Origin of the sequence: Ruegeria sp., from assembly GCF_965243365.1 — a bacterium.
Classification (GTDB): Bacteria; Pseudomonadota; Alphaproteobacteria; order Rhodobacterales; family Rhodobacteraceae; genus Ruegeria.
Genome location: NZ_CBDEUW010000002.1, coordinates 3,395,806 through 3,417,171 on the forward strand (window position 1 = coordinate 3,395,806; position 21,366 = coordinate 3,417,171).

The 21,366-nt window shown below is 57.2% G+C and carries 25 protein-coding genes; 14 read left to right on the forward strand and 11 right to left on the reverse strand.

Features of this window, described 5'->3' with window-relative positions; translation table 11 throughout:
- Nucleotides 1–21 precede the first annotated feature (21 nt).
- From purL to grxD, 5 genes are all read left to right on the forward strand, one after another.
- The gene (gene purL / locus ACP0GE_RS20635) at nucleotides 22–2,181 is read left to right on the forward strand and encodes a phosphoribosylformylglycinamidine synthase subunit PurL (protein WP_424833753.1); all 2,160 of its coding nucleotides are present in this window, start codon (nucleotides 22–24) and stop codon (nucleotides 2,179–2,181) included.
- Nucleotides 2,182–2,324: 143 nt separating this feature from the next.
- Nucleotides 2,325–2,561 (forward strand): BolA/IbaG family iron-sulfur metabolism protein, encoded by a 237-nt coding sequence (locus ACP0GE_RS20640; RefSeq protein WP_424833754.1) that lies wholly within the window; start codon nucleotides 2,325–2,327, stop codon nucleotides 2,559–2,561.
- The gene (locus ACP0GE_RS20645) at nucleotides 2,558–2,800 is read left to right on the forward strand and encodes a hypothetical protein (RefSeq protein ID WP_424833755.1); all 243 of its coding nucleotides are present in this window, start codon (nucleotides 2,558–2,560) and stop codon (nucleotides 2,798–2,800) included. The genes ACP0GE_RS20640 and ACP0GE_RS20645 overlap by 4 nt, the downstream gene beginning before the upstream one ends.
- Nucleotides 2,797–3,087, forward strand: coding sequence for a hypothetical protein (locus tag ACP0GE_RS20650; RefSeq protein ID WP_424833756.1), 291 nt, complete (start codon nucleotides 2,797–2,799; stop codon nucleotides 3,085–3,087). The genes ACP0GE_RS20645 and ACP0GE_RS20650 overlap by 4 nt, the downstream gene beginning before the upstream one ends.
- Nucleotides 3,074–3,436: a Grx4 family monothiol glutaredoxin gene (gene grxD / locus ACP0GE_RS20655; protein WP_209223624.1), complete on the forward strand. Its 363-nt coding sequence runs from the start codon at nucleotides 3,074–3,076 to the stop codon at nucleotides 3,434–3,436. The genes ACP0GE_RS20650 and grxD overlap by 14 nt, the downstream gene beginning before the upstream one ends.
- Before the next feature lie 8 nt (nucleotides 3,437–3,444).
- On the opposite strand, the gene ACP0GE_RS20660 is transcribed toward grxD, so the two are convergent.
- The 3 genes from ACP0GE_RS20660 to ACP0GE_RS20670 are packed head-to-tail and all read right to left on the reverse strand — an operon-like array spanning nucleotide 3,445 to nucleotide 4,930.
- Nucleotides 3,445–3,795, reverse strand: a complete 351-nt coding sequence (locus tag ACP0GE_RS20660; RefSeq protein WP_424833757.1) for an MliC family protein — start codon at nucleotides 3,793–3,795, stop codon at nucleotides 3,445–3,447.
- Nucleotides 3,792–4,187 (reverse strand): cell division protein ZapA, encoded by a 396-nt coding sequence (locus ACP0GE_RS20665; protein ID WP_424833758.1) that lies wholly within the window; start codon nucleotides 4,185–4,187, stop codon nucleotides 3,792–3,794. The genes ACP0GE_RS20660 and ACP0GE_RS20665 overlap by 4 nt, the downstream gene beginning before the upstream one ends.
- Nucleotides 4,187–4,930 (reverse strand): hypothetical protein, encoded by a 744-nt coding sequence (locus ACP0GE_RS20670; RefSeq protein WP_424833759.1) that lies wholly within the window; start codon nucleotides 4,928–4,930, stop codon nucleotides 4,187–4,189. The genes ACP0GE_RS20665 and ACP0GE_RS20670 overlap by 1 nt, the downstream gene beginning before the upstream one ends.
- A 236-nt stretch (nucleotides 4,931–5,166) precedes the next feature.
- Here ACP0GE_RS20670 and tkt point away from each other — a divergent pair, with 236 nt between their 5' ends.
- The gene (tkt, locus tag ACP0GE_RS20675) at nucleotides 5,167–7,191 is read left to right on the forward strand and encodes a transketolase (RefSeq protein ID WP_424833760.1); all 2,025 of its coding nucleotides are present in this window, start codon (nucleotides 5,167–5,169) and stop codon (nucleotides 7,189–7,191) included.
- Nucleotides 7,192–7,246: 55 nt separating this feature from the next.
- Here tkt and ACP0GE_RS20680 read toward each other — a convergent pair whose 3' ends face one another.
- Together ACP0GE_RS20680 and ACP0GE_RS20685 are read right to left on the reverse strand one after the other, a co-directional pair.
- The gene (locus ACP0GE_RS20680) at nucleotides 7,247–7,657 is read right to left on the reverse strand and encodes a hypothetical protein (protein ID WP_424833761.1); all 411 of its coding nucleotides are present in this window, start codon (nucleotides 7,655–7,657) and stop codon (nucleotides 7,247–7,249) included.
- 21 nt (nucleotides 7,658–7,678) lie between these two features.
- Complete coding sequence (locus tag ACP0GE_RS20685; protein ID WP_424833762.1) at nucleotides 7,679–8,650, reverse strand: DUF808 domain-containing protein; 972 nt, start codon at nucleotides 8,648–8,650, stop codon at nucleotides 7,679–7,681.
- Nucleotides 8,651–8,829: 179 nt separating this feature from the next.
- On the opposite strand from ACP0GE_RS20685, the gene gap reads away from it, so the two are divergent.
- Together gap and ACP0GE_RS20695 are read left to right on the forward strand one after the other, a co-directional pair.
- Nucleotides 8,830–9,831, forward strand: coding sequence for a type I glyceraldehyde-3-phosphate dehydrogenase (gene gap, locus ACP0GE_RS20690; protein ID WP_424833763.1), 1,002 nt, complete (start codon nucleotides 8,830–8,832; stop codon nucleotides 9,829–9,831).
- Nucleotides 9,832–9,903: 72 nt separating this feature from the next.
- On the forward strand, nucleotides 9,904–10,047 hold the full coding sequence (locus ACP0GE_RS20695; protein ID WP_424833764.1) for a hypothetical protein: 144 nt from the start codon (nucleotides 9,904–9,906) through the stop codon (nucleotides 10,045–10,047).
- A gap of 121 nt (nucleotides 10,048–10,168) precedes the next feature.
- Here the strand turns inward: ACP0GE_RS20695 and coaD are convergent, their stop codons facing one another.
- The 3 genes from coaD to ACP0GE_RS20710 all read right to left on the reverse strand — a co-directional run bounded on the left by coaD (nucleotide 10,169) and on the right by ACP0GE_RS20710 (nucleotide 12,146).
- Nucleotides 10,169–10,660: a pantetheine-phosphate adenylyltransferase gene (gene coaD / locus ACP0GE_RS20700; protein WP_424833765.1), complete on the reverse strand. Its 492-nt coding sequence runs from the start codon at nucleotides 10,658–10,660 to the stop codon at nucleotides 10,169–10,171.
- Between the two features lie 85 nt (nucleotides 10,661–10,745).
- The gene (locus ACP0GE_RS20705) at nucleotides 10,746–11,183 is read right to left on the reverse strand and encodes a CBS domain-containing protein (protein WP_424833766.1); all 438 of its coding nucleotides are present in this window, start codon (nucleotides 11,181–11,183) and stop codon (nucleotides 10,746–10,748) included.
- Between the two features lie 60 nt (nucleotides 11,184–11,243).
- Nucleotides 11,244–12,146 (reverse strand): LysR family transcriptional regulator, encoded by a 903-nt coding sequence (locus ACP0GE_RS20710; RefSeq protein WP_424833767.1) that lies wholly within the window; start codon nucleotides 12,144–12,146, stop codon nucleotides 11,244–11,246.
- 103 nt (nucleotides 12,147–12,249) lie between these two features.
- Here ACP0GE_RS20710 and ACP0GE_RS20715 point away from each other — a divergent pair, with 103 nt between their 5' ends.
- Both ACP0GE_RS20715 and ACP0GE_RS20720 read left to right on the forward strand, forming a co-directional pair.
- Complete coding sequence (locus ACP0GE_RS20715; protein WP_424833768.1) at nucleotides 12,250–13,749, forward strand: CoA-acylating methylmalonate-semialdehyde dehydrogenase; 1,500 nt, start codon at nucleotides 12,250–12,252, stop codon at nucleotides 13,747–13,749.
- Between the two features lie 185 nt (nucleotides 13,750–13,934).
- Nucleotides 13,935–14,519: a L,D-transpeptidase gene (locus ACP0GE_RS20720; RefSeq protein WP_424833882.1), complete on the forward strand. Its 585-nt coding sequence runs from the start codon at nucleotides 13,935–13,937 to the stop codon at nucleotides 14,517–14,519.
- A gap of 73 nt (nucleotides 14,520–14,592) precedes the next feature.
- Here ACP0GE_RS20720 and ACP0GE_RS20725 read toward each other — a convergent pair whose 3' ends face one another.
- Both ACP0GE_RS20725 and ACP0GE_RS20730 read right to left on the reverse strand, forming a co-directional pair.
- Nucleotides 14,593–15,069 (reverse strand): fasciclin domain-containing protein, encoded by a 477-nt coding sequence (locus ACP0GE_RS20725; RefSeq protein ID WP_424833769.1) that lies wholly within the window; start codon nucleotides 15,067–15,069, stop codon nucleotides 14,593–14,595.
- Between the two features lie 77 nt (nucleotides 15,070–15,146).
- The gene (locus ACP0GE_RS20730; protein ID WP_424833770.1) at nucleotides 15,147–15,992 is read right to left on the reverse strand and encodes a class I SAM-dependent methyltransferase; all 846 of its coding nucleotides are present in this window, start codon (nucleotides 15,990–15,992) and stop codon (nucleotides 15,147–15,149) included.
- Nucleotides 15,993–16,125: 133 nt separating this feature from the next.
- Between ACP0GE_RS20730 and ACP0GE_RS20735 the strand changes: the two genes are divergently transcribed.
- Nucleotides 16,126–17,241: a carboxylate-amine ligase gene (locus ACP0GE_RS20735; protein ID WP_424833771.1), complete on the forward strand. Its 1,116-nt coding sequence runs from the start codon at nucleotides 16,126–16,128 to the stop codon at nucleotides 17,239–17,241.
- Nucleotides 17,242–17,244: 3 nt separating this feature from the next.
- Here ACP0GE_RS20735 and ACP0GE_RS20740 read toward each other — a convergent pair whose 3' ends face one another.
- The gene (locus tag ACP0GE_RS20740; protein ID WP_424833772.1) at nucleotides 17,245–18,102 is read right to left on the reverse strand and encodes a hypothetical protein; all 858 of its coding nucleotides are present in this window, start codon (nucleotides 18,100–18,102) and stop codon (nucleotides 17,245–17,247) included.
- A 163-nt stretch (nucleotides 18,103–18,265) separates the two neighbouring features.
- On the opposite strand from ACP0GE_RS20740, the gene ACP0GE_RS20745 reads away from it, so the two are divergent.
- From ACP0GE_RS20745 to mmsB, 3 genes are read left to right on the forward strand one after another with little or no spacing between them, the layout of a single operon-like run.
- Complete coding sequence (locus tag ACP0GE_RS20745; protein WP_424833773.1) at nucleotides 18,266–19,408, forward strand: acyl-CoA dehydrogenase family protein; 1,143 nt, start codon at nucleotides 18,266–18,268, stop codon at nucleotides 19,406–19,408.
- Between the two features lie 7 nt (nucleotides 19,409–19,415).
- Nucleotides 19,416–20,456, forward strand: a complete 1,041-nt coding sequence (locus ACP0GE_RS20750; RefSeq protein ID WP_424833774.1) for a 3-hydroxyisobutyryl-CoA hydrolase — start codon at nucleotides 19,416–19,418, stop codon at nucleotides 20,454–20,456.
- A 3-nt stretch (nucleotides 20,457–20,459) separates the two neighbouring features.
- Nucleotides 20,460–21,332 carry a 3-hydroxyisobutyrate dehydrogenase gene (gene mmsB / locus ACP0GE_RS20755; RefSeq protein ID WP_424833775.1) on the forward strand — a complete coding sequence of 291 codons (873 nt, stop codon included), beginning with the start codon at nucleotides 20,460–20,462 and terminating at the stop codon, nucleotides 21,330–21,332.
- Nucleotides 21,333–21,366: the final 34 nt, after the last annotated feature.

Here is a 21,366-nt window from a genome sequence, read left to right on the forward strand (position 1 = left end):
CACTTGGACACAGGACAGAAGATGCAAGAGCCCGCCATCACACCCGATCTGATTGCTGCACACGGGCTCAAGCCCGAGGAATATGACATGATCCTTGAGATCATCGGGCGTGAACCGACCTTCACCGAACTGGGCATTTTCTCGGCCATGTGGAACGAGCATTGCTCGTACAAGTCGTCCAAAAAATGGCTGCGCACCCTGCCTACATCGGGTCCTCAGGTCATCTGTGGCCCCGGTGAAAACGCCGGTGTAGTCGATATTGGCGATGGTCAGGCGGTGGTGTTCAAGATGGAAAGCCACAACCACCCCTCTTATATCGAGCCCTACCAGGGCGCGGCGACCGGGGTTGGCGGCATCCTGCGCGACGTGTTCACCATGGGCGCACGCCCGATTGCCTCAATGAACGCGCTCTCATTCGGTGAACCCGGCCACCACAAGACCCGCCAACTGGTGAACGGCGTGGTCGAAGGCATTGGCGGCTACGGCAACTGCTTCGGCGTGCCCTGCGTGGGTGGCGAGGTCCGTTTCCACCCAGCGTATAACGGCAACTGCCTTGTGAATGCCTTTGCCGCTGGTCTGGCCGACAGTGACAAGATTTTCTACTCCGCTGCCTCGGGCGTCGGTATGCCCGTGGTCTATCTGGGCGCAAAAACCGGCCGCGACGGCGTGGGTGGCGCAACCATGGCATCCGCCGAGTTCGACGACACCATCGAAGAAAAACGCCCCACCGTTCAGGTTGGCGACCCCTTCACCGAAAAACGTCTGATGGAAGCGACGCTGGAGCTGATGCAGACCGGCGCCGTGATCTCGATCCAGGACATGGGTGCTGCGGGCCTGACCTGTTCCGCTGTTGAGATGGGGGACAAAGGCGGTCTGGGTGTGCGTCTGGATCTGGAAAACGTGCCGCAGCGTGAAGAGAACATGACAGCCTATGAGATGATGCTGTCCGAGTCTCAGGAACGCATGCTGATGGTCCTCAAGCCCGAGCTTGAAGCCGAAGCCCGTGCTGTATTCGAGAAATGGGATCTGGATTTCGCCATCGTCGGGGAAACGATTGCCGAAGACCGTTTCCTGATCATGCACAACGGCGAAGTCAAAGCCGATCTCGTCTTGTCCAAATTGTCTTCCACCGCGCCGGAATATGACCGCCCGTGGAAACCAACAGCCGAGGCCGCGCCGCTGGAAGACGTGCCGCAAATCGATCCAATTGACGGCTTGCGCGCTCTGCTCGCGTCGCCCAACTACGCGGGTAAACAATGGGTCTATGAACAATACGACACCATGGTCATGGCAGATTCGGCCCGTACTCCGGGTCTGGGTGCAGGCATGGTTCGCGTTCATGGTACCGACAAGGTTCTGGCCTTCACCAGCGACGTGACTCCGCGCTATGTACGCGCCAACCCGGTCGAAGGCGGCAAGCAAGCGGTGGCCGAGGCCTATCGCAATCTGACCGCCGTGGGCGCCCAGCCTCTGGCGACCACCGACAACCTGAACTTCGGCAACCCCGAAAAACCCGAGATCATGGGCCAGTTTGTCGGTGCCATTCAGGGTATTGGCGCCGCCGTCGGCGCGCTCGACATGCCCATCGTGTCGGGCAACGTCTCGCTTTATAACGAGACCGACGGTCAGGCGATCCTGCCGACGCCCACCATTGGCGCTGTTGGCCTGCTGTCACACGGTGATGAGATCATTGGCAATGAAGTCCGCGAAGGTCATGTGGCGCTGGTCATCGGTGATACTCACGGTCATTTGGGTCAATCCGCCCTGTTGGCCGAAGTGTTCAACCGCGAAGAAGGTGACGCCCCGCATGTTGATCTGGACGCGGAAAAGCGCAACGGCGAGTTCATCCGCGCCAATCGCGATATGATCAAGGCCTGCACCGATCTGGGCGATGGCGGCCTTGCGCTGGCGGCCTTCGAACTGGCCGAAGCCGCAGGCGTAGGGGTTCACCTCGAAGATGCTTCGACCGAGTTCCTTTTCGGCGAAGATCAAGCACGGTATCTGGTCGCCTGCAACTTCGACCAGGCCGAAGCATTGATGATCACCGCTGGTCAGGCAGGCGTCCCGCTGGTTGCTGTCGGGCGTTTCACCGGCGATACGGTCAAGATCGGCTCGTCCGAGACATCGCTTGCAGAACTGACCGAAACCTTCCGCAACAGCTTTGCCGAGGCGGTCGCTTAACCACCGCTCTTTTTCTCGAGCTAAATAAGAATCCTGCGCTTGTTCCCGGGCGCAGGTTTTCCAATTTCAGGGCCTCAGTCGCATCTTGCACGCCCCTTCGCATCGCTCTACATCTTGAGAAAGACCTTTAGGAGTAAACCTACATGCCGATGAGCGCCCACGAAATCGAACACCTGCTGCGCGAAGCCTTTCCCGATGCGGAAATTCAGGTTGGCGGCAGTGACGGCGTGCACATGTCAGCCATGGTCGTGGACGAGAGCTTTCGCGGCAAAAACCGCGTTCAACAGCAGCGTGCAGTCTATGCGGCCTTGAAAGGCAAAATGGACGGCCCGGACGGCGACCTGCACGCACTGGCGTTGACGACGAAAGCGCCTGAATGAACGCTGCTTTCTGGATATATGGCATTTGCGGACTGATCGCCCTCGTCGGCAGCGTCATTATTTTCAGATCTACGATTAAAAATGAGCGTTCTGAAAAAATTCGGGGCGCGGAACCCGGTCAGGGTGATCAACTCATAGACCATGGAACTGTGTTGGGTGGCGGTGGCGGTCATGTAACAGTTTCTCGGGTCACCAAAGACCCTCAGGAGTACGCTAAAGCAATGGCTCCGAAAAAATGAGCGGCTGGCTGTTCTGGATAGGTGTGATCGCAACATTGATAGTTGCCGCCGCACTGATCGAAGCCTATGTGAAGCGGAACAGAAAACGTAAACTCGCCGATATGCGTCCAAATCCGGACAAACTCAGCCAGGTCGGTGGTATCGAAAGATACGGGTTGGACCCTTTGGCCCTGGCGCAAGCTGAACATCGGCGACTGGAAGAGGAAGGCTGGTCCCCCAACCAGCCACAAAACGAAACGACCACCCCGGATGCGGGTGAAGAGGACAAGCAAGATGACCGACGTTAAGACCCAGATCGACGAAACCGTCAAAGCCAACGATGTGGTGCTGTACATGAAAGGCACCAAAGAGATGCCGCAATGCGGATTCTCGTCCCGCGTGGCAGGTGTGTTGAACTATATGGGCGTTGATTATGCCGACGTGAATGTTCTGGCCGACGAAGAGGTCCGTCAGGGCATCAAGGATTACTCCGACTGGCCGACGGTCCCTCAGCTTTATGTCAAAGGCGAGTTTGTCGGCGGTTGTGACATTATCACCGAAATGACCCTATCGGGTGAGTTGGACACTCTGTTTGATGAAAACGGTGTCGGCTACAACAAGGAAGCGGCCGACAAAATTCGCGAAGCAAACGCGTAAACCGACGGCTACCGGCTTGAGCAGTCCTTGAACAACACACGTTCCGGGGCTGTATCGCCCACGGGCTGGTAGGTTATCGTCGCCTCCCAGCCTTTCGATCTCAGCGTATAGTAGCCATCTGCTGCGACGGATTCGTAGCGGATACCCGAACCACTGGGTGTCTGTCGCAGTGCGACAAGTGTTCCGTCGATGACCATGGCAGCCGCACCCGATCCGTCGGGCGCATTAAAATACGACACCGGAATCGGAGTGTCGTTTTCGCAGGTGAAGGTGACCGACAATATGTCGATCTCAGCCAGCGCCGCTGTCGAAACGATGGACAACACGGCACCACAGGCGGCGGTTTGGATAGCTCTCATTCAGCTGCCTTTTCTTCGACCACCGCTGCAAGTGCTTCGACTCGGGCAGCCATTTCGGCCAGAGTGTCCGTCACCGAAGGTGGTACAACCGCCACTTCAATCCGTTCCGGTTCGGGTCGTGGCGCATTGCGCAATGTCTGGAGTTCGGCTTCGGTCTGCAGCAGCTTTGCCTCAAGCGATTTGATCTTTTCATCGACTGCAGCAGACTTATCCGCCAGCATCAGTCCCGCCATCAACAGCATACGGGATTCAGGCATCCGACCGATCTGATCAGACAAGACCTGCGCCTCATCATCCAGCATCTTGGCTGCCGCCAGCAGGAATTGCTCTTCCCCATCCTGGCACGAGACGTCAAAACCACGCCCGCCGATATGAATAGTGAGTTCGGGCATCATTCCACCTCCCCTTCCGTCAGCTTGGCCTGCGACAGCAGTGGTTCCAGTCGGGCCAGAACTGCATGCGCTTCGGCGGCATCCGTGGCCTGCGCGGCGCGGGTTGCTTCCAATTCGGCGACCGTTGCCCGGTTCAGCAATTCAGCATCCGGCACACCGGCCTGAGTGGCCGCCCGCAATTCATCCACCGATGCCCGCAACTGTTCGTTTGCCTTGCGCATACGTTGCAGATCATCATCCAGACGCGACATCGCAGCACCGTGGCTGCTGCGTTCGGCGCGCAACATCTCAAGCTCGGCGCTTAGTTCGGCTACCCGCTCACTATCAGCGAGTTCGGACTTGAGCTGTGCGTTCTCGGCCTTCAGCGCCTCAAGCTCTTCCGAGTTGTCGAGGGCTGCCTTGGCATCTGCCAGCTCAGCACGGGCGGCTTCAACCGCTGCAAGTTTCGATGCCGCCTCGGCCAGTTGTTCGCGCAGCGCATCCTTCTCGGGGTCTTCCTCGGGGCGCTTAGCAGCTTCGTCAAGCTCGGCCCGTAGATTGTCGATTTCCGTATCGTGCCGCTCTTTCAGCGACCGGATCCGTTCCTCAAGCTGCGCATTGGCAACGCGTTCTTCTTCCAGCGCGACCAGCAGGCCGGTATCCTCTTGCCCGGCGGGGGAGGTTTCTTTCAATGCCTCGACCCCGACGCTGATGCGATCCATCGCGGCGATAATACGTCGTTGTAATTCCTCGATCTGGCTCATGCCCCTGTCACCTCTTTATCAAGGTTCGTATTGCTGCAGGTCCGCCCGAATCATGGGCAGCAGCACTGTGGGGATAGTCTAACGGAATGTGGTGGAAAATACCCACTCTTTGCTTTCAATCACTTGGGGCACGCTCTTGAAGCGACGCATTGCCCGCGTCACCAGTTCTGCTTGCACTTTGGAAGGTGGATGTTATTCAGCGCGCAATCTGCTTGTAATCCAAAGGAACAACGCCCGTGGACCTGACTGCGCTGCGCAATGCAAACCCCGAACACTGGGACAAAGCTGCGGCCATCCGCACCCTGACCCTTGACGCCGTCGCCGCCGCCAATTCCGGCCATTCCGGCATGCCGATGGGCATGGCCGATGTTGCGACCGTGCTGTTCGAAAAGCACCTGAAATTCGATGCCTCCGCCCCGAACTGGCCAGACCGCGACCGGTTCATCCTGTCGGCGGGTCATGGCTCGATGCTGGTCTATTCGCTGCTTTATCTGACAGGTCACGGCGACGTCACGCTGGACGAAATCAAGAACTTCCGCCAATTGGGCGCCAAAACCGCAGGCCACCCCGAGAACTTCCTGATCGACGGGATTGAGACCACCACCGGCCCGCTGGGTCAGGGTATCTCGAACGCTGTGGGCTTTGCCATGGCTGAAGAAATCCAGCGCGCACATTACGGTAAAAAGATCGTCGATCACTACACTTACGTGATCGCCGGCGACGGCTGTCTGATGGAAGGCGTCAGCCAAGAGGCAATTACGCTGGCCGGTCGTCATGAACTGAGCAAGCTGATCGTCTTCTGGGACGACAACAACATCACCATCGACGGCACGGTTGATATCGCAGACCGTACCAATCAGGTGCGCCGCTTCTCGGCCTCGGGTTGGCACGTGATCGAAATCGACGGCCACGACCCCGAGGCCATCGATGCAGCGATCACTCAGGCCAAGAAGACGAACAAGCCTTCGATGATCGCCTGTAAAAGCCACATCGCATTGGGTCACGCGGCGCAGGACACCTCGAAAGGCCATGGCGCACTGACGGATCAGGAGCAACTGAAGGCTGCCAAAAAAGGCTATGGCTGGCCGCATGATGCGTTCGAAATCCCAGCCGATGTGAAGTCCGCTTGGGAAGCCATCGGCGCCCGCGGTGCAGCCGAGCGTGCCGCGTGGGAAGAGCGCTTTGCGCAGATTTCAGAACGCAAGCAGGCCGAATTCAACCGCGCCTATGCGTTTGAAGCCCCGAAGAAACTCGCCGGTGCCATTCGTTCGTTCAAAAAACAGATGTCGGAAGACCAGCCGAAACTGGCCACCCGCGCCTCGTCTGAGAAGGTTCTGAATGTTGTGAACCCGATCATGACCGAAACCATTGGCGGCTCGGCTGACCTGACCGGATCGAACAACACCAAATCGGCTGACATGGGCGTCTTCCTGCCGGAGAACCGCAAGGGTCGCTATATCCACTACGGTATCCGCGAGCACGGTATGGCCGCTGCGATGAACGGTATGGCGCTACATGGTGGCATCCGCCCCTATGGCGGCACGTTTATGGCCTTCACCGATTATGCGCGCCCCTCCATGCGTCTGGCTGCGCTTATGAAAGTGCCAACGGTCTTTGTGATGACCCATGACTCGATCGGTCTGGGCGAAGACGGTCCGACCCACCAGCCGGTCGAGCATCTGGCCATTTCACGCGCAACGCCAAACACTTATGTGTTCCGTCCTGCGGACACCATCGAAACGGCTGAGGCCTGGGAACTGGCGCTGACCTTCAAGGATAGCCCCTCGGTCCTGTCCCTGACCCGTCAGGGCATTCCAACCGTGCGGACCCAGCACAAAGCCAAGAACCTGACCGCCCAGGGCGCCTATGTTCTGGCAGAAGCCGAAGGCAAACGTCAGGCCATCCTGATCGCAACCGGTTCCGAAGTCTCTCTCGCAATGGAAGCCAAAGCGCAATTGGAGGCCGACGGCATCGGCACCCGCGTCGTCTCGATGCCCTGCATGGAGCTGTTCGCTGAACAAGACGAAGCCTACCGCAAACGCGTCCTGCCAGCCGGTGCTGTGCGCGTCGGTATCGAGGCCGCTGTCCGCGCCGGTGGCTGGGACCGCTGGTTGCTGGGTGAACGTGGCCGCGAGGCCAAGGCCGGGTTCATCGGTATGTCGAGCTTTGGGGCCTCAGCTCCAGCAGGTGAGCTTTACAAGCATTTTGGCATCACCTCCGAGGCGACGGTTGCCAAGGTCAAGGAATTGCTGGGGCTGTAAAGCAGACCCGGATGATCAAGCAAAGGGCGGCTTAAGCCGCCCTTTTCAATTTTGTCTATGCGTCAATCTTCGCTTTTAGCGCATCGTAGGCTTTCTGGGCATAATCCAAACGCAGTTCGTATTGCCCACGCGGAACAATAAAATCTGGAGCTTCGATACCCGCTGCGGAAAATGCCTGGACCAGATGAGTACCTGACAATGGGATGTATTCTGCGGATTGACCAGTGAAACGATTATAGCACCGCCCCCCAACCCAACTGCTACGCTTCTTGGCCTCAAGCGCTGTATGAAGACGAAAATGCAAAACGCCATACAGCTCCTTTGGATCGAACGGCATCAAATCTGCGGCTGCGCTCATAGCAGATGTAACCGGAGCCAACCCATCACTGGATGCATTCTGTGCTCCTTTCTGAGTTGGGCTAGGCCCCGAGGCGATACGTATGATCGAATTAGTTTTCTTTGTCATAAATTCTGCTTTGCCTTTGAATTAGTTTACATCTGTTTTGCTAGTCTTCTTCGAAACCAAAGGTCCAACCACTTTGGTCGCAAACGGGATCAGCACGAACCCCCAGGCTAGGCCGAACACGCCATCCATCGTCGCCTTGGCGATCCATTCCACCGCGGCCTCCCATTGGGCCGAGACCGAGTGGCCTACAGCATAAGCCCAGTCGTGGATATGATGGCCCAGCCAGCCAAAACCCAAAACCTCCATCCCGTGAATAATGATCGACCCACCAACCCACAGCATGGCGGCGGTCCCAACAATAGACAGGGTTTTCATCACACCAGGCATCGCCTTGACCAGCCCGCGCCCCAACCCACGGCCAATCGGAGTGGGTGCATTGTTGGCCAGATAGAGACCGACATCGTCCATTTTCACGATCAACGCGACCGAGCCGTAAACAGCCACGGTTACCCCTAAACCGACAACGGCCAGAGTCGCCGCCTGCATCCACAGATTCGGAGCCTCGATAGCGGCCAATGCGATGGTCATGATCTCGGCAGACAGGATGAAATCCGTCTTGATTGCCCCTCTGACCTTTTGTTCTTCTAAATGGCCGGGATCGCGGACATTCATGTCCTCTTCGATGGCATGGCTGCCATGCGGAAAAAGTACGTGAAATATCTTTTCGGCGCCTTCGAAACAAAGGTACGAGCCCCCGATCATCAGCAATGGCGTTATCAACCAGGGTGCGAAATTGGCCAGCAGCAACGCTACAGGCAAGAGCAATACAATCTTGTTAAACACCGACCCGCGCGCGATACGCCAGATGATGGGCAATTCCCGCGCCGGAGCGAATCCTTGCACATATTTTGGTGTCACCGCCGCATCATCAATGATCACGCCCGCCGTCTTGGCCCCGGCCTTCCCCGCTGCGGCGACGACATCATCAACAGACGCCGCCGCGACCTTTGCGATGCCAGCCACATCGTCCAACAAGGCCAAAAGACCACTCATCGCGTTTCCTCTCGTATTGTTTCCGGGGCCGACACTACCTGATCCAACCCCTGGCGCAAGCGTTAGCGCAATCGGTTCAAGTTTGCGCTACCACCTTAAAAATATGCCATTTTTGCCCTTTTGAGATTCCATATTCACGGCTATATGGCCCCCAACGCAAGCGCATTTGGAGACGTCACATGACCATCAAGGTCGGTATCAATGGTTTTGGCCGAATTGGCCGCTGTACCCTGTCGCACATCGCTGCCTCGGGGCGTAACGACATCGAAGTGATCAAGGTCAACGCAACCGGCCCGCTGGAAACCTCGGCGCATCTGTTGAAATACGACAGCATTCATGGCCGTTTCCCGCGCGACGTCACCATTAACGGCAACACCATGGATCTGGGCCGTGGCCCGATGCAGATGTTCTCGACCTACGACATGAATGAACTGGATTGGGAAGGATGTGACGTTGTTCTGGAATGCACCGGCAAGTTCAACGACGGTCTGAAAGCGAAAACCCATCTGGAACGCGGCGCAGGCAAGGTTTTGCTGTCGGCCCCCGGCAAGAATGTTGACAAGACCATCGTGTTCGGCGTCAACCACAACGAACTGACAGCCAACGATAACATGGTCTCGAACGGATCGTGCACCACCAACTGCCTGGCTCCGTTGGCCAAGGTGTTGGACGAAGGTATCGGCATCGAGCACGGCATCATGACCACCATCCATGCCTATACCGGCGACCAGCCAACACTGGACCGCCGCCACAGCGACCTCTATCGCGCCCGCGCTGCCGCCATGTCGATGATCCCGACATCAACGGGTGCGGCCAAGGCCCTGGGTGAGGTTCTGCCGAACCTGAAAGGTCGCCTGGACGGTTCAGCCATCCGTGTCCCTACCCCCAACGTCTCTGCCGTTGACCTGACCTTCCGCGCCTCGCGCGATGTCACCGTCGACGAGGTCAATGCCATTGTCGAAAAGGCCGCCAAAGGCGCGATGCAGCGTGTTCTGGGCTATGAGCCCGCACCGCTGGTTTCGACCGATTTCAACCACACCGAGGAAAGCTCGATCTTCGCGCCAGAGCAGACCCGCGTGGTTGATAACCGCATGGTGCGCGTCCTGGCCTGGTATGATAATGAATGGGGCTTCTCGGTCCGCATGGCCGATGTGGCTGTTGCCATGGGTCGCCTTAACTGACCTTTCGGACTTCGCTTGTAGCTTGGTGCCCGCTCAGGTTATCTGAGCGGGCATTTTTTGTTCGGAACCGCCATGACCAATCAAATTGCCATCTGGCTTGGAATACTCATTCTCGGCGGGCTTATGCTGGACATTACCTTGAACGGGACCGAGCATTTGTTGTTCCTGGGCAAAAAGCTCTATGGCTTCTTGGATTGGCTCGCGTTCTGGCGATAAGAAAGGTCTTTCTTTAGTTTAACAGCCCAAGCGCGGTCAGCGCCCTAGTTTCCTTGGCTCCTTCGAAATGATCAACAACACCCGTGTCCGGATGCAAGGCATCACGACAGCAAAAAGTATGCTAACCTAAACGTTCCTTAAGGGCCTCGTTCACGCGGGGTGTCACGAATTTCGACACATCCCCGTTCAGGCGCGCGATCTCTTTGACCAGCTTAGAGGCAATTGCCTGATGCCGCGCCTCGGCCATCAGGAAGACCGTTTCAACCGAGTCGTCCAACGCACGGTTCATACCCACCATCTGGAATTCATACTCGAAATCCGCCACGGCCCGCAGACCACGCACGATAATCTGCGCGCCGACATCGCGGGCGCAGTCGATCAGCAGGTTTTCGAAAGGATGCGCGACGATCTCTGTCCCCGTCTGCTGGGTCAGATGGGCGCATTCTGCCTCGATCATGGCCACGCGCTCCTCCAAAGTGAACATCGGCCCTTTATCGCGGTTGATCGCTACGCCGATCACCAGTTTGTCCACCAAAGCTGCCGCCCGACGGATAATGTCGATATGACCCAGAGTAATCGGATCAAAGGTGCCGGGATATAATCCAACCCGCATCAGGCTCTCCTGCGCAACATTATTTCTGCGCAAGCAAACATAACTTTGCCGCAGGTGCAAGGGGCGGAAATGGCGCCCCGGGCCATCAATGGCCCATAATCATGCCTTCCAATGCGTCTTTTTCCATGGCCAGTTCGGCCAGCTGCGCCTTGACCACATCACCCAATGTCACAATGCCGACCAGTTGCCCCTCTTCCACCACGGGCATGTGGCGAAAACGCCCCTCGGTCATTTGCGACAGGATATCCTGAACTGAATCCTGACGGCTTGCCGTGATAAGATCACGGGTCATATAGTCGCTAACGGCCTTGCTCAGGCAACCGCTGCCGCTTGCCGCCAATTCGCGAACGATGTCACGTTCGGACAAGATACCTGTTGCCGTCTGCCCGCCGTCTTCGGACACGACAACTGTACCGATCCGTTTGTCCGCCAATATCTGAGCCGCTTCGGAAACCGTTGCCGATGGCGTAACGGTTACCACGCCGTCCGTGGCCTTTGACTGTAGAATGGCCTGAACCAGCATATGCAACACCTCCGAAATAACTTTACGTTTTCCAAAGCGTTGCCGGAATGTCTTACCCTGTCAAGGTGCAGCTTCGGCCTCAAGCCGCGCAACCTCATCACGTATACCGCGCGTCAGGGCAGTGGCAAAGCGGTTCAACCGCTCGTTACGCTGATCGCCCTGATGGCGCACCAGATAAAATCCCCGGGTCAGACTGATCTGATCCGTCAGGATTTTCCGCAATCCGGAATGAAACGGCAAAGTGAAATCATGAGCCACACATACGCCCGTTCCCAGCGTGACCTGCCGCAACTGCACAGATACCGAGTTTGATGCAAGCGCGACACGGTCAACGCCAATATCATTGAGATAATCCAGCTCTCGGTCAAAAATCATATCCGGAATGTAACCAATCATCCGGTGGCCCTTCAGGTCGGAGACGCTGCGGATCGGGCTATGGTTTTGCAGATATTCGTGGCTTGCGACCATATGGAGCCTGTAGTCCGAAATTTTCTGAACCAAGAGCCGACCAGCTGTCGGAGCGCTGACGGTCACCGCCATGTCGGCCTCGCGTCGGGACAGGCTGATAACGCGGGGCAAGGCCAGGATTTGAATATCCAGATCAGGATTGGCGTCGCTGATTTTTGCGCAGACCTGCGGCAAAAGGTAATTCGCACATCCGTCTGGCGCACCGATCCGGATCTGCCCGCCCAGCGATTGTGTCTGGGTCGAAACCACGCCCGCCGCGGCGCGCATTGCTTCCTCCGCTTGCAAACCGTGGTCCATCAGTCGTTCCCCAGCCTCGGTCAGCAGATAACCTTGCTGGGATTTCGTGAACAGAACCGCGTTCACCGCAGATTCCAAACGGGCGATCCGACGCCCGACCGTGGCCGGATCGATCTTTAGAAATCGCCCGGCTGCCGACAGGCTTTCTTCGCGTGCGACAGCCAGGAAAACCCGCATGTCGTCCCAGTTTGGTGTCATGACCTGCCTTTTGCATTTTTGCAAAGCTCTTTTGAAACATTGCCTCTGTTCGCGCCATTTCTGCAAGCCTATTCTGCGCGCAAATTGTTCGGAGGAGTTTGCAATGCAAGACCTGACCCATTTCATCAACGGTGAGAACGTCGCGGGCACATCGGGCCGCTTCGACGATGTCTTCAACCCGGCAACAGGCGAAGTACAGTATAAATGCCCCATGGCAAGCGCGGCCGAGACGACCGCCGCCATCGAACATGCCGCCGCCGCGCAGGTGGCGTGGGGTGCAACCAACCCGCAGAAACGCGCGCGCGTCATGATGGCCATGGTCGGCCTGATGAACCGCGACATGGACAAGCTGGCCGAAGCACTCAGCCGCGAGCACGGAAAAACCATTCCTGACGCCAAAGGCGACTTGCAGCGTGGGTTGGAAGTGATCGAATACTGCATCGGCGCACCGCAGATGCTGAAGGGTGAATTCACCGACAGCGCAGGTCCCGGCATCGACATGTATTCCATGCGCCAGCCGCTGGGCGTTGTAGCAGCGATCATGCCCTTCAACTTCCCCGCCATGATGCCCCTGTGGCACGTTGGCCCGGCGCTGGCCTGTGGTAACGCCGTTGTTCTGAAACCCTCGGAACGCGACCCCTCGGTCCCGCTGATGCTGGCTGAACTGTTCGTTGAGGCCGGCCTGCCCAAAGGCGTATTCCAGGTCGTCAACGGTGACAAAGAGGCCGTGGATACCTTGCTGGATAACGAGATCATTCAGGGTGTGTCTTTTGTGGGTTCAACCCCAATCGCCCAATACATCTATTCCCGCGCGACCGCCAATGGCAAACGCGCGCAGTGCTTTGGCGGCGCAAAGAACCATATGATCGTCATGCCTGATGCTGATATGGATCAGGCTGCCGATGCTTTGGTCGGTGCAGGCTTCGGCGCGGCGGGCGAACGCTGTATGGCCGTATCGGTTGCCGTGCCGGTGGGTGAAGAAACCGCCGATGCGCTGATCGAAAAACTGGTGCCCCGCATAGAGAAACTGAAGGTTGGTCCCTACACCGCGGGTGATGATGTGGACATGGGCCCCGTTGTGACCGGTGCCGCCCAAGAGCGTATCCTGGGCCTGATCAACTCGGGCGTGGAACAGGGCGCGAAACTGGTTGTCGATAACCGTGATTTCAGCTTGCAGGGTTATGAAGACGGCTTTTTCGTGGGCCCGCACCTGTTTGATCACGTGACCCCGGACATGGATATCTACAAGCAGGAAATCTTTGGCCCCGTCCTATCGACCGTACGCGCTGGTTCCTATGAAGAGGCGCTGAAACTGGCGATGGACCACGAATACGGGAACGGAACCGCGATCTTTACCCGTGACGGTGACACCGCGCGCGATTTTGCCAGCCGCGTGAATATCGGCATGGTGGGCATCAATGTACCGATCCCGGTTCCACTGGCCTATCACACCTTTGGCGGATGGAAGAAATCCATGTTCGGTGACCTGAACCAGCATGGCCCGGACAGCTTCAAGTTCTACTCGCGCACCAAAACCGTGACGTCGCGCTGGCCGTCGGGCATCAAGGAAGGTGGCGAGTTCAACTTCAAAGCTATGGATTAAGTCCGTCGCTCGGTCAAAAAACAAGAAAACGGCCCTTTTTGGGGCCGTTTTTCCTTTGAAACCCCGAAACTCACGACAAATTCAGAACCGCACCACTGGAAATCACACGAAGACACCAATATTTTACCAGAAATTCTCAACGCGAGCAGTTTAGTTTCCCGGAGGCAGCCTTGTCCGAATCCCGTATGACCCGCCGTTCGGCCCTGTTGGGGGCCGCGTCCCTGTTGGCCGCCCCTGCCCTTGTTCGGGCGCAAAGCCTGGATGCGTTCCCGCAGGACGAAGAAGCCATCAGCACCCAATTGCCGGTGCGCCGCAATGTGTCGTCATTCTCTCAACAGGACTGGCAGGATCACTTTGACGAACTGGGTGCTGGTTGCCTGTTGGCAGACATCACAAGCCGCGCCGTGCATTATTGGGGGCCTGATGGCTCTTACAAACTGTACCCCAGTTCGGTTCCGATGAGCGAAGAGCTCACCAAGCGCGGCTATACCAAAGTTGTGCGCAAAGCGGAAAACCCAAGCTGGACCCCGACGGCTTCTATGCGTGAACGCGATCCGTCACTTCCGGTCCGCATGGAAGGTGGTGATCCCGGCAACCCGCTGGGCACACGTGCCATGTATCTGTCCTGGCCAGCCTATCTGGTGCACGGAACCCACGATACCCGCAAGATCGGACGTCAAAGTTCGTCCGGGTGTATCGGCCTTTACAACCAGCATGTCGAAGAACTGTATCCTCTGGTTCAAGTCGGCACACAGGTGCGGCTGGTGTAATCAACAGAGTTCTTTCGAACAAAGCGTAAGCCCCGGTTGCTGTAACCGGGGCTTTGTTTTGAGATATGACAAATTACTCGGGGATAATCACAGCGTCGATCACGTGGATCACACCGTTGCTCGCCTCGATATCCGCCTGAACAACCTCGGCACCGTTGACCTTGACGCCATTCTTTGCGTTCACACTCAAACGGTCACCCTGAACGGTCAGCACTTTTGCGCGCTTACCGGCGATATCACCGGACATCACCTTTGCCGGCACCACGTGATAAGTCAGGATCGATACCAGCTGATCCTTATTCTCAGGCAACAGCAGCGACTCCACGGTACCTTCGGGCAGCGCGGCAAACGCTTCGTCCGTCGGCGCAAAGACTGTGAACGGACCATCGCCTTTCAGCGTATCGACCAGACCAGCGGCCTGAACAGCAGCAACCAATGTGTTGAACGATCCGGCGGAAACGGCGGTATCGACAATATCAGCGGCCTGAGCTTTGACAGGCAGGGCAAGTGCAAGTGCGGCGGCAGCGCCCATGAAAGTGCGGCGGAACATGGCTGTTATCTCCTCTCCAGCTTGTTATGGAAAGGGGTACGGGCCTTCTGGAAGGCCGGATCACTATGAGATGAATTTTATTTGCGCTGGACCCAGATGCTCTGGGCGCGCCCCTCTTGCAAAAACGGCAAAGCCTTTACTGCGTCCGGGCGCTCCTGTTGCAGATAATATCCCGGCCAAAGCATTGAATATGAACCGGATTGCAGAATGGCATGCAGCATATACTGCTCACCCCAACCCGGGCAGTCATAGAAGAATCGTTTGGGGTATTCGTAGGGCAGAAAAACATCGTGCACGTGGACGACAACACCGGGTTTGAGGGCCGGAATGATGCGGCAAAACAGGTGTGCGACGTCGTTGCTCATGCGGACAACGTGGCTGGAGTCGATGAATAATACGTCCCCCGCCTCCAGCTGCTCGAACAGCGCCGGATCGACCTCCTCCAACCGTTTCTGTTCGAACTGATCCACCACATGGGCGATATCCGCGCGCGGATAAGGATCGATAGCGGTGATTGTCGTCTCAAGCCCGCCATCAATAATTGCCTGCCGGGTGACGCGTGTCGAATTCCCGCAACCGACCTCAATCACCCGTTTGGGCTGAAAGCGCCGGATCATCAGATACAACGCATCCGCATCCGGGCTGTCATAATAGCCGTTCCCGGTCCGATATCCGGTCTGGTTGCGTGCGGGGTCTTTCAAACCCGCCAGCGCGCCCGCATGCAACGCGTATTCCTCAACCAGCTGCGCGATGTCGAAATCCTGCATTCCCGGCGACAAAGCATAAGCCGGTCGGGTCAGTCCGCCTGCCCTCTCGAATGCCTCAAGCCGCGCGCGTTCGTCCTGTTCCGTGACTTTATCAACCAGCTTGACGCCAAGTTCATCAAGGGCAGCGTTGATCTGAGGGAATTTCCGAGGTTTCACGGGCTGGCTCCACTTTCATTGTGTCCGATCCATAGCCTTGCAGGCGGGGGCACTGCAAGCGACCCGGCGCCAAACCCTTGGCAAAATGGAAAATTCCGTATTCACTGGTCGGAATTCAACGATGAGGGCAGCCATGCAGCAGGAATTCACCATTGGCATTGAAGAAGAATATCTTCTGGTCGATCGCGACAGCCTGCAATTGGCCGAGGCACCCGAAGCCTTGATGGACGCCTGCCAGGCCGACTTTGAAGGCCAGGTCAGCCCCGAGTTCCTGCAATGCCAGATTGAGGTTGGCACGCGCCCGCACGCCACCATCAAATCGGCGCGTGAAGACCTGAAGCGGCTACGCTCTTGCGTGTCGAAACATGCCGCAAATTACAATTTGGCTCCGATCGCCGTATCCTGCCACCCTTTTGCAAATTGGAAGGATCAGCATCACACCCGCAAAGAACGGTATGATGCGCTGCAGCATGCACTGGGCGGAGTAGCGCGGCGCATGCTGATCTGCGGCATGCATGTACATGTAGGTGTCGAGGACCCCGCTCTGCGGTCTGACCTGATGCCGCAGATGTCGTATTTTCTACCCCATCTTTTGGCGCTGTCGACTTCGTCCCCGTATTGGAGCGGTGAGGATACGGGCTTATCCTCGTACCGCTTGACAGTGTTCGACAATCTGCCCCGTACGGGTCTGCCACCGATATTCGGCAGTTGGGCCGAATATGAACGTACGACAGGCATTCTGGTGGAACTTGGCGTTATCGAGGATACAACCAAAATCTGGTGGGATCTGCGCCCGTCTCACCGTTTTCCGACACTTGAGACCCGTATCATGGATGTGCAACCGAGGCTGGAACACACGCTGTCCCTTGCGGCAATGGTGCAGGCCCTGACCCGCATGCTGTGCCGATTGAAAGCACGCAATCTCCGCTGGCGGCAATATGACAAATTCCTGATTGGCGAAAACCGCTGGCGTGCGCAGCGCTACGGCGTGGGCGAGGGTTTGATCGACTTTGGCGACCGGTCAATCAAACCCATGGCCGAACTGATGGGCGAACTTATGGGAATGCTTGCCGAAGATACCGAGGCACTGGGAACCATGACCGAAATTGCCCGCCTACGTCAGATCGCCGAAAGCGGGACCTCTGCAACACGGCAACGCCGCGTCCATGCCGAGGCCGTGGCCCGTGGCGAAGACCCCGGTCAGGCCGTTGTGCGGCACCTGATCGAGGAATTCCACGCTGATCTCTGATCTTCAGACGGCCCGCAAAATGTTCCGCGTCATACGCGCCACGGGCTCGTAAAAGTCCGGGTCCTTCCAATATCCGTTGTGGGACAGCGGGTTCCATGACGTGAAGATATTCCCGGAGTTAATTGAAACATCGCGAATATCTTGCGATGCGACCAGTTGATCGTATCTGGGCGCACAATCGCGCAGCGGATAACCCAGCACATCATGTTTGTCATAGAAATTGTACCACCAGGTCCTGAACCGCATCGCTGGCGGCACTGCGGATCTGGGCGGTTCGATCGGAAATATCTTGTCCTCGGGATAAGCAAACAGAAAAATCGGGATGTTGCAGCCAAACGTCATGATCCCCGCTACGGTCTGCATGTTGCGAACAGGAGAGTTGAACAGGGTCTGGCCGGTTTTGCGCAGATGGCTTTGGTGGTCATAAATATAGTTGGACATGATATGACCACCCAGAGAATGCGCCAGCAACAAAACCGGTGCTGAGTTCCCGACGTCGCGCCGGACATCCTCCATCACGCGGTCCACTTCTGCATGGATATCCTCATAGATCGCGTCATTGCCATCTGCCGTTTTCCGGTACGACGCAGCATCGGACAGGTTGTGCACAACAAAGTTACGAACATCGTCGTAGCCGGTTCGGCGCTTGATCTTGCGCAGGTATTCGTTCTGGCGATCCTGCAGGACATGAGCCCAGACGATCTCTCGCCAGGCAATGTCATTCATCTGCGCGCCAAGTTCCCGCGACACGCGCCTGTGCAAGTCACGCGAGAACGTAACCTCGGACGAAGGTTTTTTCTGGCCCGTGAACTGGCTGCCCATACCGTGAATGACAACCACGGCCATCTTGTAATTCGACATCAAATGCCTCCTCAAAAATCAGTAACTGGAATAGCGGTATGATAGCCTATCGTCCCTCATGCTCCAAACCCGGTCACAGGATTTGCCCGGCCTGAAAAATTTCTGTAAGGATTGAAGAATAAAACGTTTGTTCAATTCCACCGACCAGAAAAGAAGGCCCGCCATGGATTTCGCGCTGACCGAAGAACAGACAGCCATTTTTGACATGGCCCATGCGTTTGGACAGGAGCACATCGCCCCTTTTGCCCGCCAATGGGAGGCCGAAGGCACCATTCCCAAAACCCTTTGGCCCCAGATCGGAGAGCTTGGCTTCGGCGGTCTTTATGTCTCGGAAGCGGCAGGCGGATCGGATCTGAGCCGGCTGGACGCCACGCTGGTGTTTGAGGCTCTGTCGATGGCGTGCCCATCGGTCGCAGCGTTCCTGTCGATCCATAATATGTGCGCCAAGATGCTGGACAGTTTCGCCGATGACGCGCTGAAGTCCCGCATCATGCCGGATGTGCTGAGTCTGAAGACCGTCCTCAGCTATTGTTTGACCGAACCCGGTTCAGGCTCGGACGCAGCAGCCCTGAAAACCCGGGCAGAGCGGACGAACGAAGGCTATACGCTGAATGGAACCAAAGCGTTCATCTCAGGTGGTGGCTACTCTGACGCCTATGTCTGCATGGTGCGTACGGGTGAAGATGGCCCCAAAGGGATCTCCACCGTTTATGTCGAAGATGGAACACCCGGCCTGAGCTTTGGTGGTTTGGAAGACAAGATGGGTTGGAAAAGCCAGCCAACCGCGCAGGTTCAGTTCGATGATTGCAATATCCCTGCCGGAAATCTGGTGGGAATCGAAGGTGATGGCTTTAAATACGCGATGATGGGGTTGGATGGTGGACGCCTGAACATCGCCTCGTGTTCGCTGGGGGCCGCACAGGCCGGCCTGGACATGACATTGCAGTATATGTCCGAGCGCAAGGCCTTTGGAAAATCCATCGACCAATTTCAGGCCTTGCAGTTCCGATTAGCGGATATGGAGATTGAGTTGCAGGCCGCCCGCACCTTCCTGCGCCATGCGGCGTGGAAACTGGATCAGGGTGCGCCCGATGCGACCAAATTCTGCGCCATGGCTAAGAAATTCGTAACCGAGACCGGTTCGAAAGTGGTTGATCAATGTCTACAACTGCATGGCGGATACGGCTATCTTGCCGATTATGGCATTGAAAAGCTTGTCCGCGATCTGCGGGTGCATCAGATATTGGAAGGCACAAACGAGATCATGCGCGTGATCGTTGCACGCCAGATGCTGTCAAACCGCTGAGGATTCCATGTCAGACATCTACATCCGCACCACAGGCCGAGCGGGCCGCATCACGCTAACCCGGCCTCAGGCCTTGAATGCGCTCAGCTATGACATGTGCATGGCCATCGACACCGCCCTGCGCAACTGGCGCGAGGACGATGCGGTCGACCTGATCATCTTTGACGCCGAAGGGGAAAAGGCTTTCTGTGCCGGTGGTGACATCGCCGAACTCTATTATTTCGGAACCAAGGGCGATTACACCTTCGGTCGCCGATTCTGGCGCGATGAATATCGTATGAACGCCCTGATCTATGAGTATTCCAAGCCGGTGATCAGCTTCCTGCAGGGGTTCACCATGGGCGGCGGTGTGGGTATCGGGTGCCACGGCAGTCACCGGATTGTCGGGGACAGCTCGCAGATTGCAATGCCGGAATGCTCGATCGGGCTGATCCCGGATGTGGGCGGATCGTTGATGCTGGCGCAGGCACCCGGGCGCATGGGAGAGTATCTGGGGACAACCGGCTATCGTATGGGCCCCGGGGATGCGATTTATGCCGGTTTTGCCGATTACTACATACCGCAGAACATCTGGCCGGAATTGATCGAACTGCTTGAGGCATCGGGCCGCGCGGAATTGGTGTCGGAGCATGGCCAAACAGCCCCCGCAGCCGCCCTTGCCGATCAGCAAGCACGGGTGGACACGATCTATGAGGGCAAAACCTTGGCCGATGTCCTGATTTCTCTGCGCAATGCTGACGATGATTTTTCCACGAAAACTCTCACCGTCTTGAACCGGAACTCTGCGCTGTCGATGGCGTGCACGATCGAGATGTTGCACCAATTGCGTGGCGAGGGCTTAACGGTTCGAAAAGCACTTGAAATGGAATACCGCTATACCTTCCGCGCGATGGAGCACGGCGACATCCTGGAAGGCATTCGCGCCCAGATCATCGACAAGGATCGTAATCCGCAATGGCAGTATTCCGACATGAACGTCCCTGCCGGAGCGGTTTTGGAAATGCTGCGCCCGCTGGGGCGGGATGCGCTGAGTTTTGCTGAGGAGTAGCGGATGAAAATCGGATTTATCGGATTGGGGAACATGGGCGCGCCAATGGCCGCCAACCTGGCCAATGCGGGCCATGACCTGACCGGCTTCGACATGGCTGACGTCGCGGTCGATGGAGTCGCCATGGCCGCCTCGGCGACCGAGGCTGTCCAAAGCGCCGAAGTGGTCATCACGATGCTGCCCAACGGCCAGATCCTTCGTGCGGTCGCTGATGAGGTGATCCCCGCCATGACACCGGGCGCCGCGTTGGTTGATTGTTCGACCGTCGACGTGGATAGCGCCCGCGCAGTGGCAGAACAGGCTGTTTCCGCCGGTCTGCTAGCGGTTGATGCCCCGGTCTCGGGCGGGATCGGCGGGGCGGCCGCCGGAACATTGACCTTTATGGCAGGCGGCTCTGACGCGGCATTTTCAAAAGCATCCCCCTTATTCGACATCATGGGTCAAAAGGCCGTGCATTGTGGAGAATCCGGCGCAGGACAGGCCGCCAAAATCTGCAACAACATGATCCTGGGCGTCACCATGATCGCAACCTGCGAAGCCTTTGCCTTGGCCGACAAGCTGGGTCTGGATCGGCAAAAAATGTTTGATGTGGTCAGCACCTCTTCGGGTTACAGCTGGACAATGAATGCGTACTGCCCGGCCCCGGGCGTTGGGCCACAAAGCCCCGCCGACAATGGCTATCAACCCGGCTTTGCCTCTGAACTAATGCTCAAGGATCTGCGCCTCAGCCAACAAGCCGCTGACAGTGCAGATGCCGACACCCCCATGGGACAAACCGCAACCGCGCTTTATGAGCAGTTTGTCGAACAGGAAGGCGGTTTGGGACAGGATTTCAGCGCCATGCTGCCCCGTTTCGAAAAGCGCGGGCGCTCCTGACGCTTTCGGCAATGTTTTGCCCGGCGATTTGACA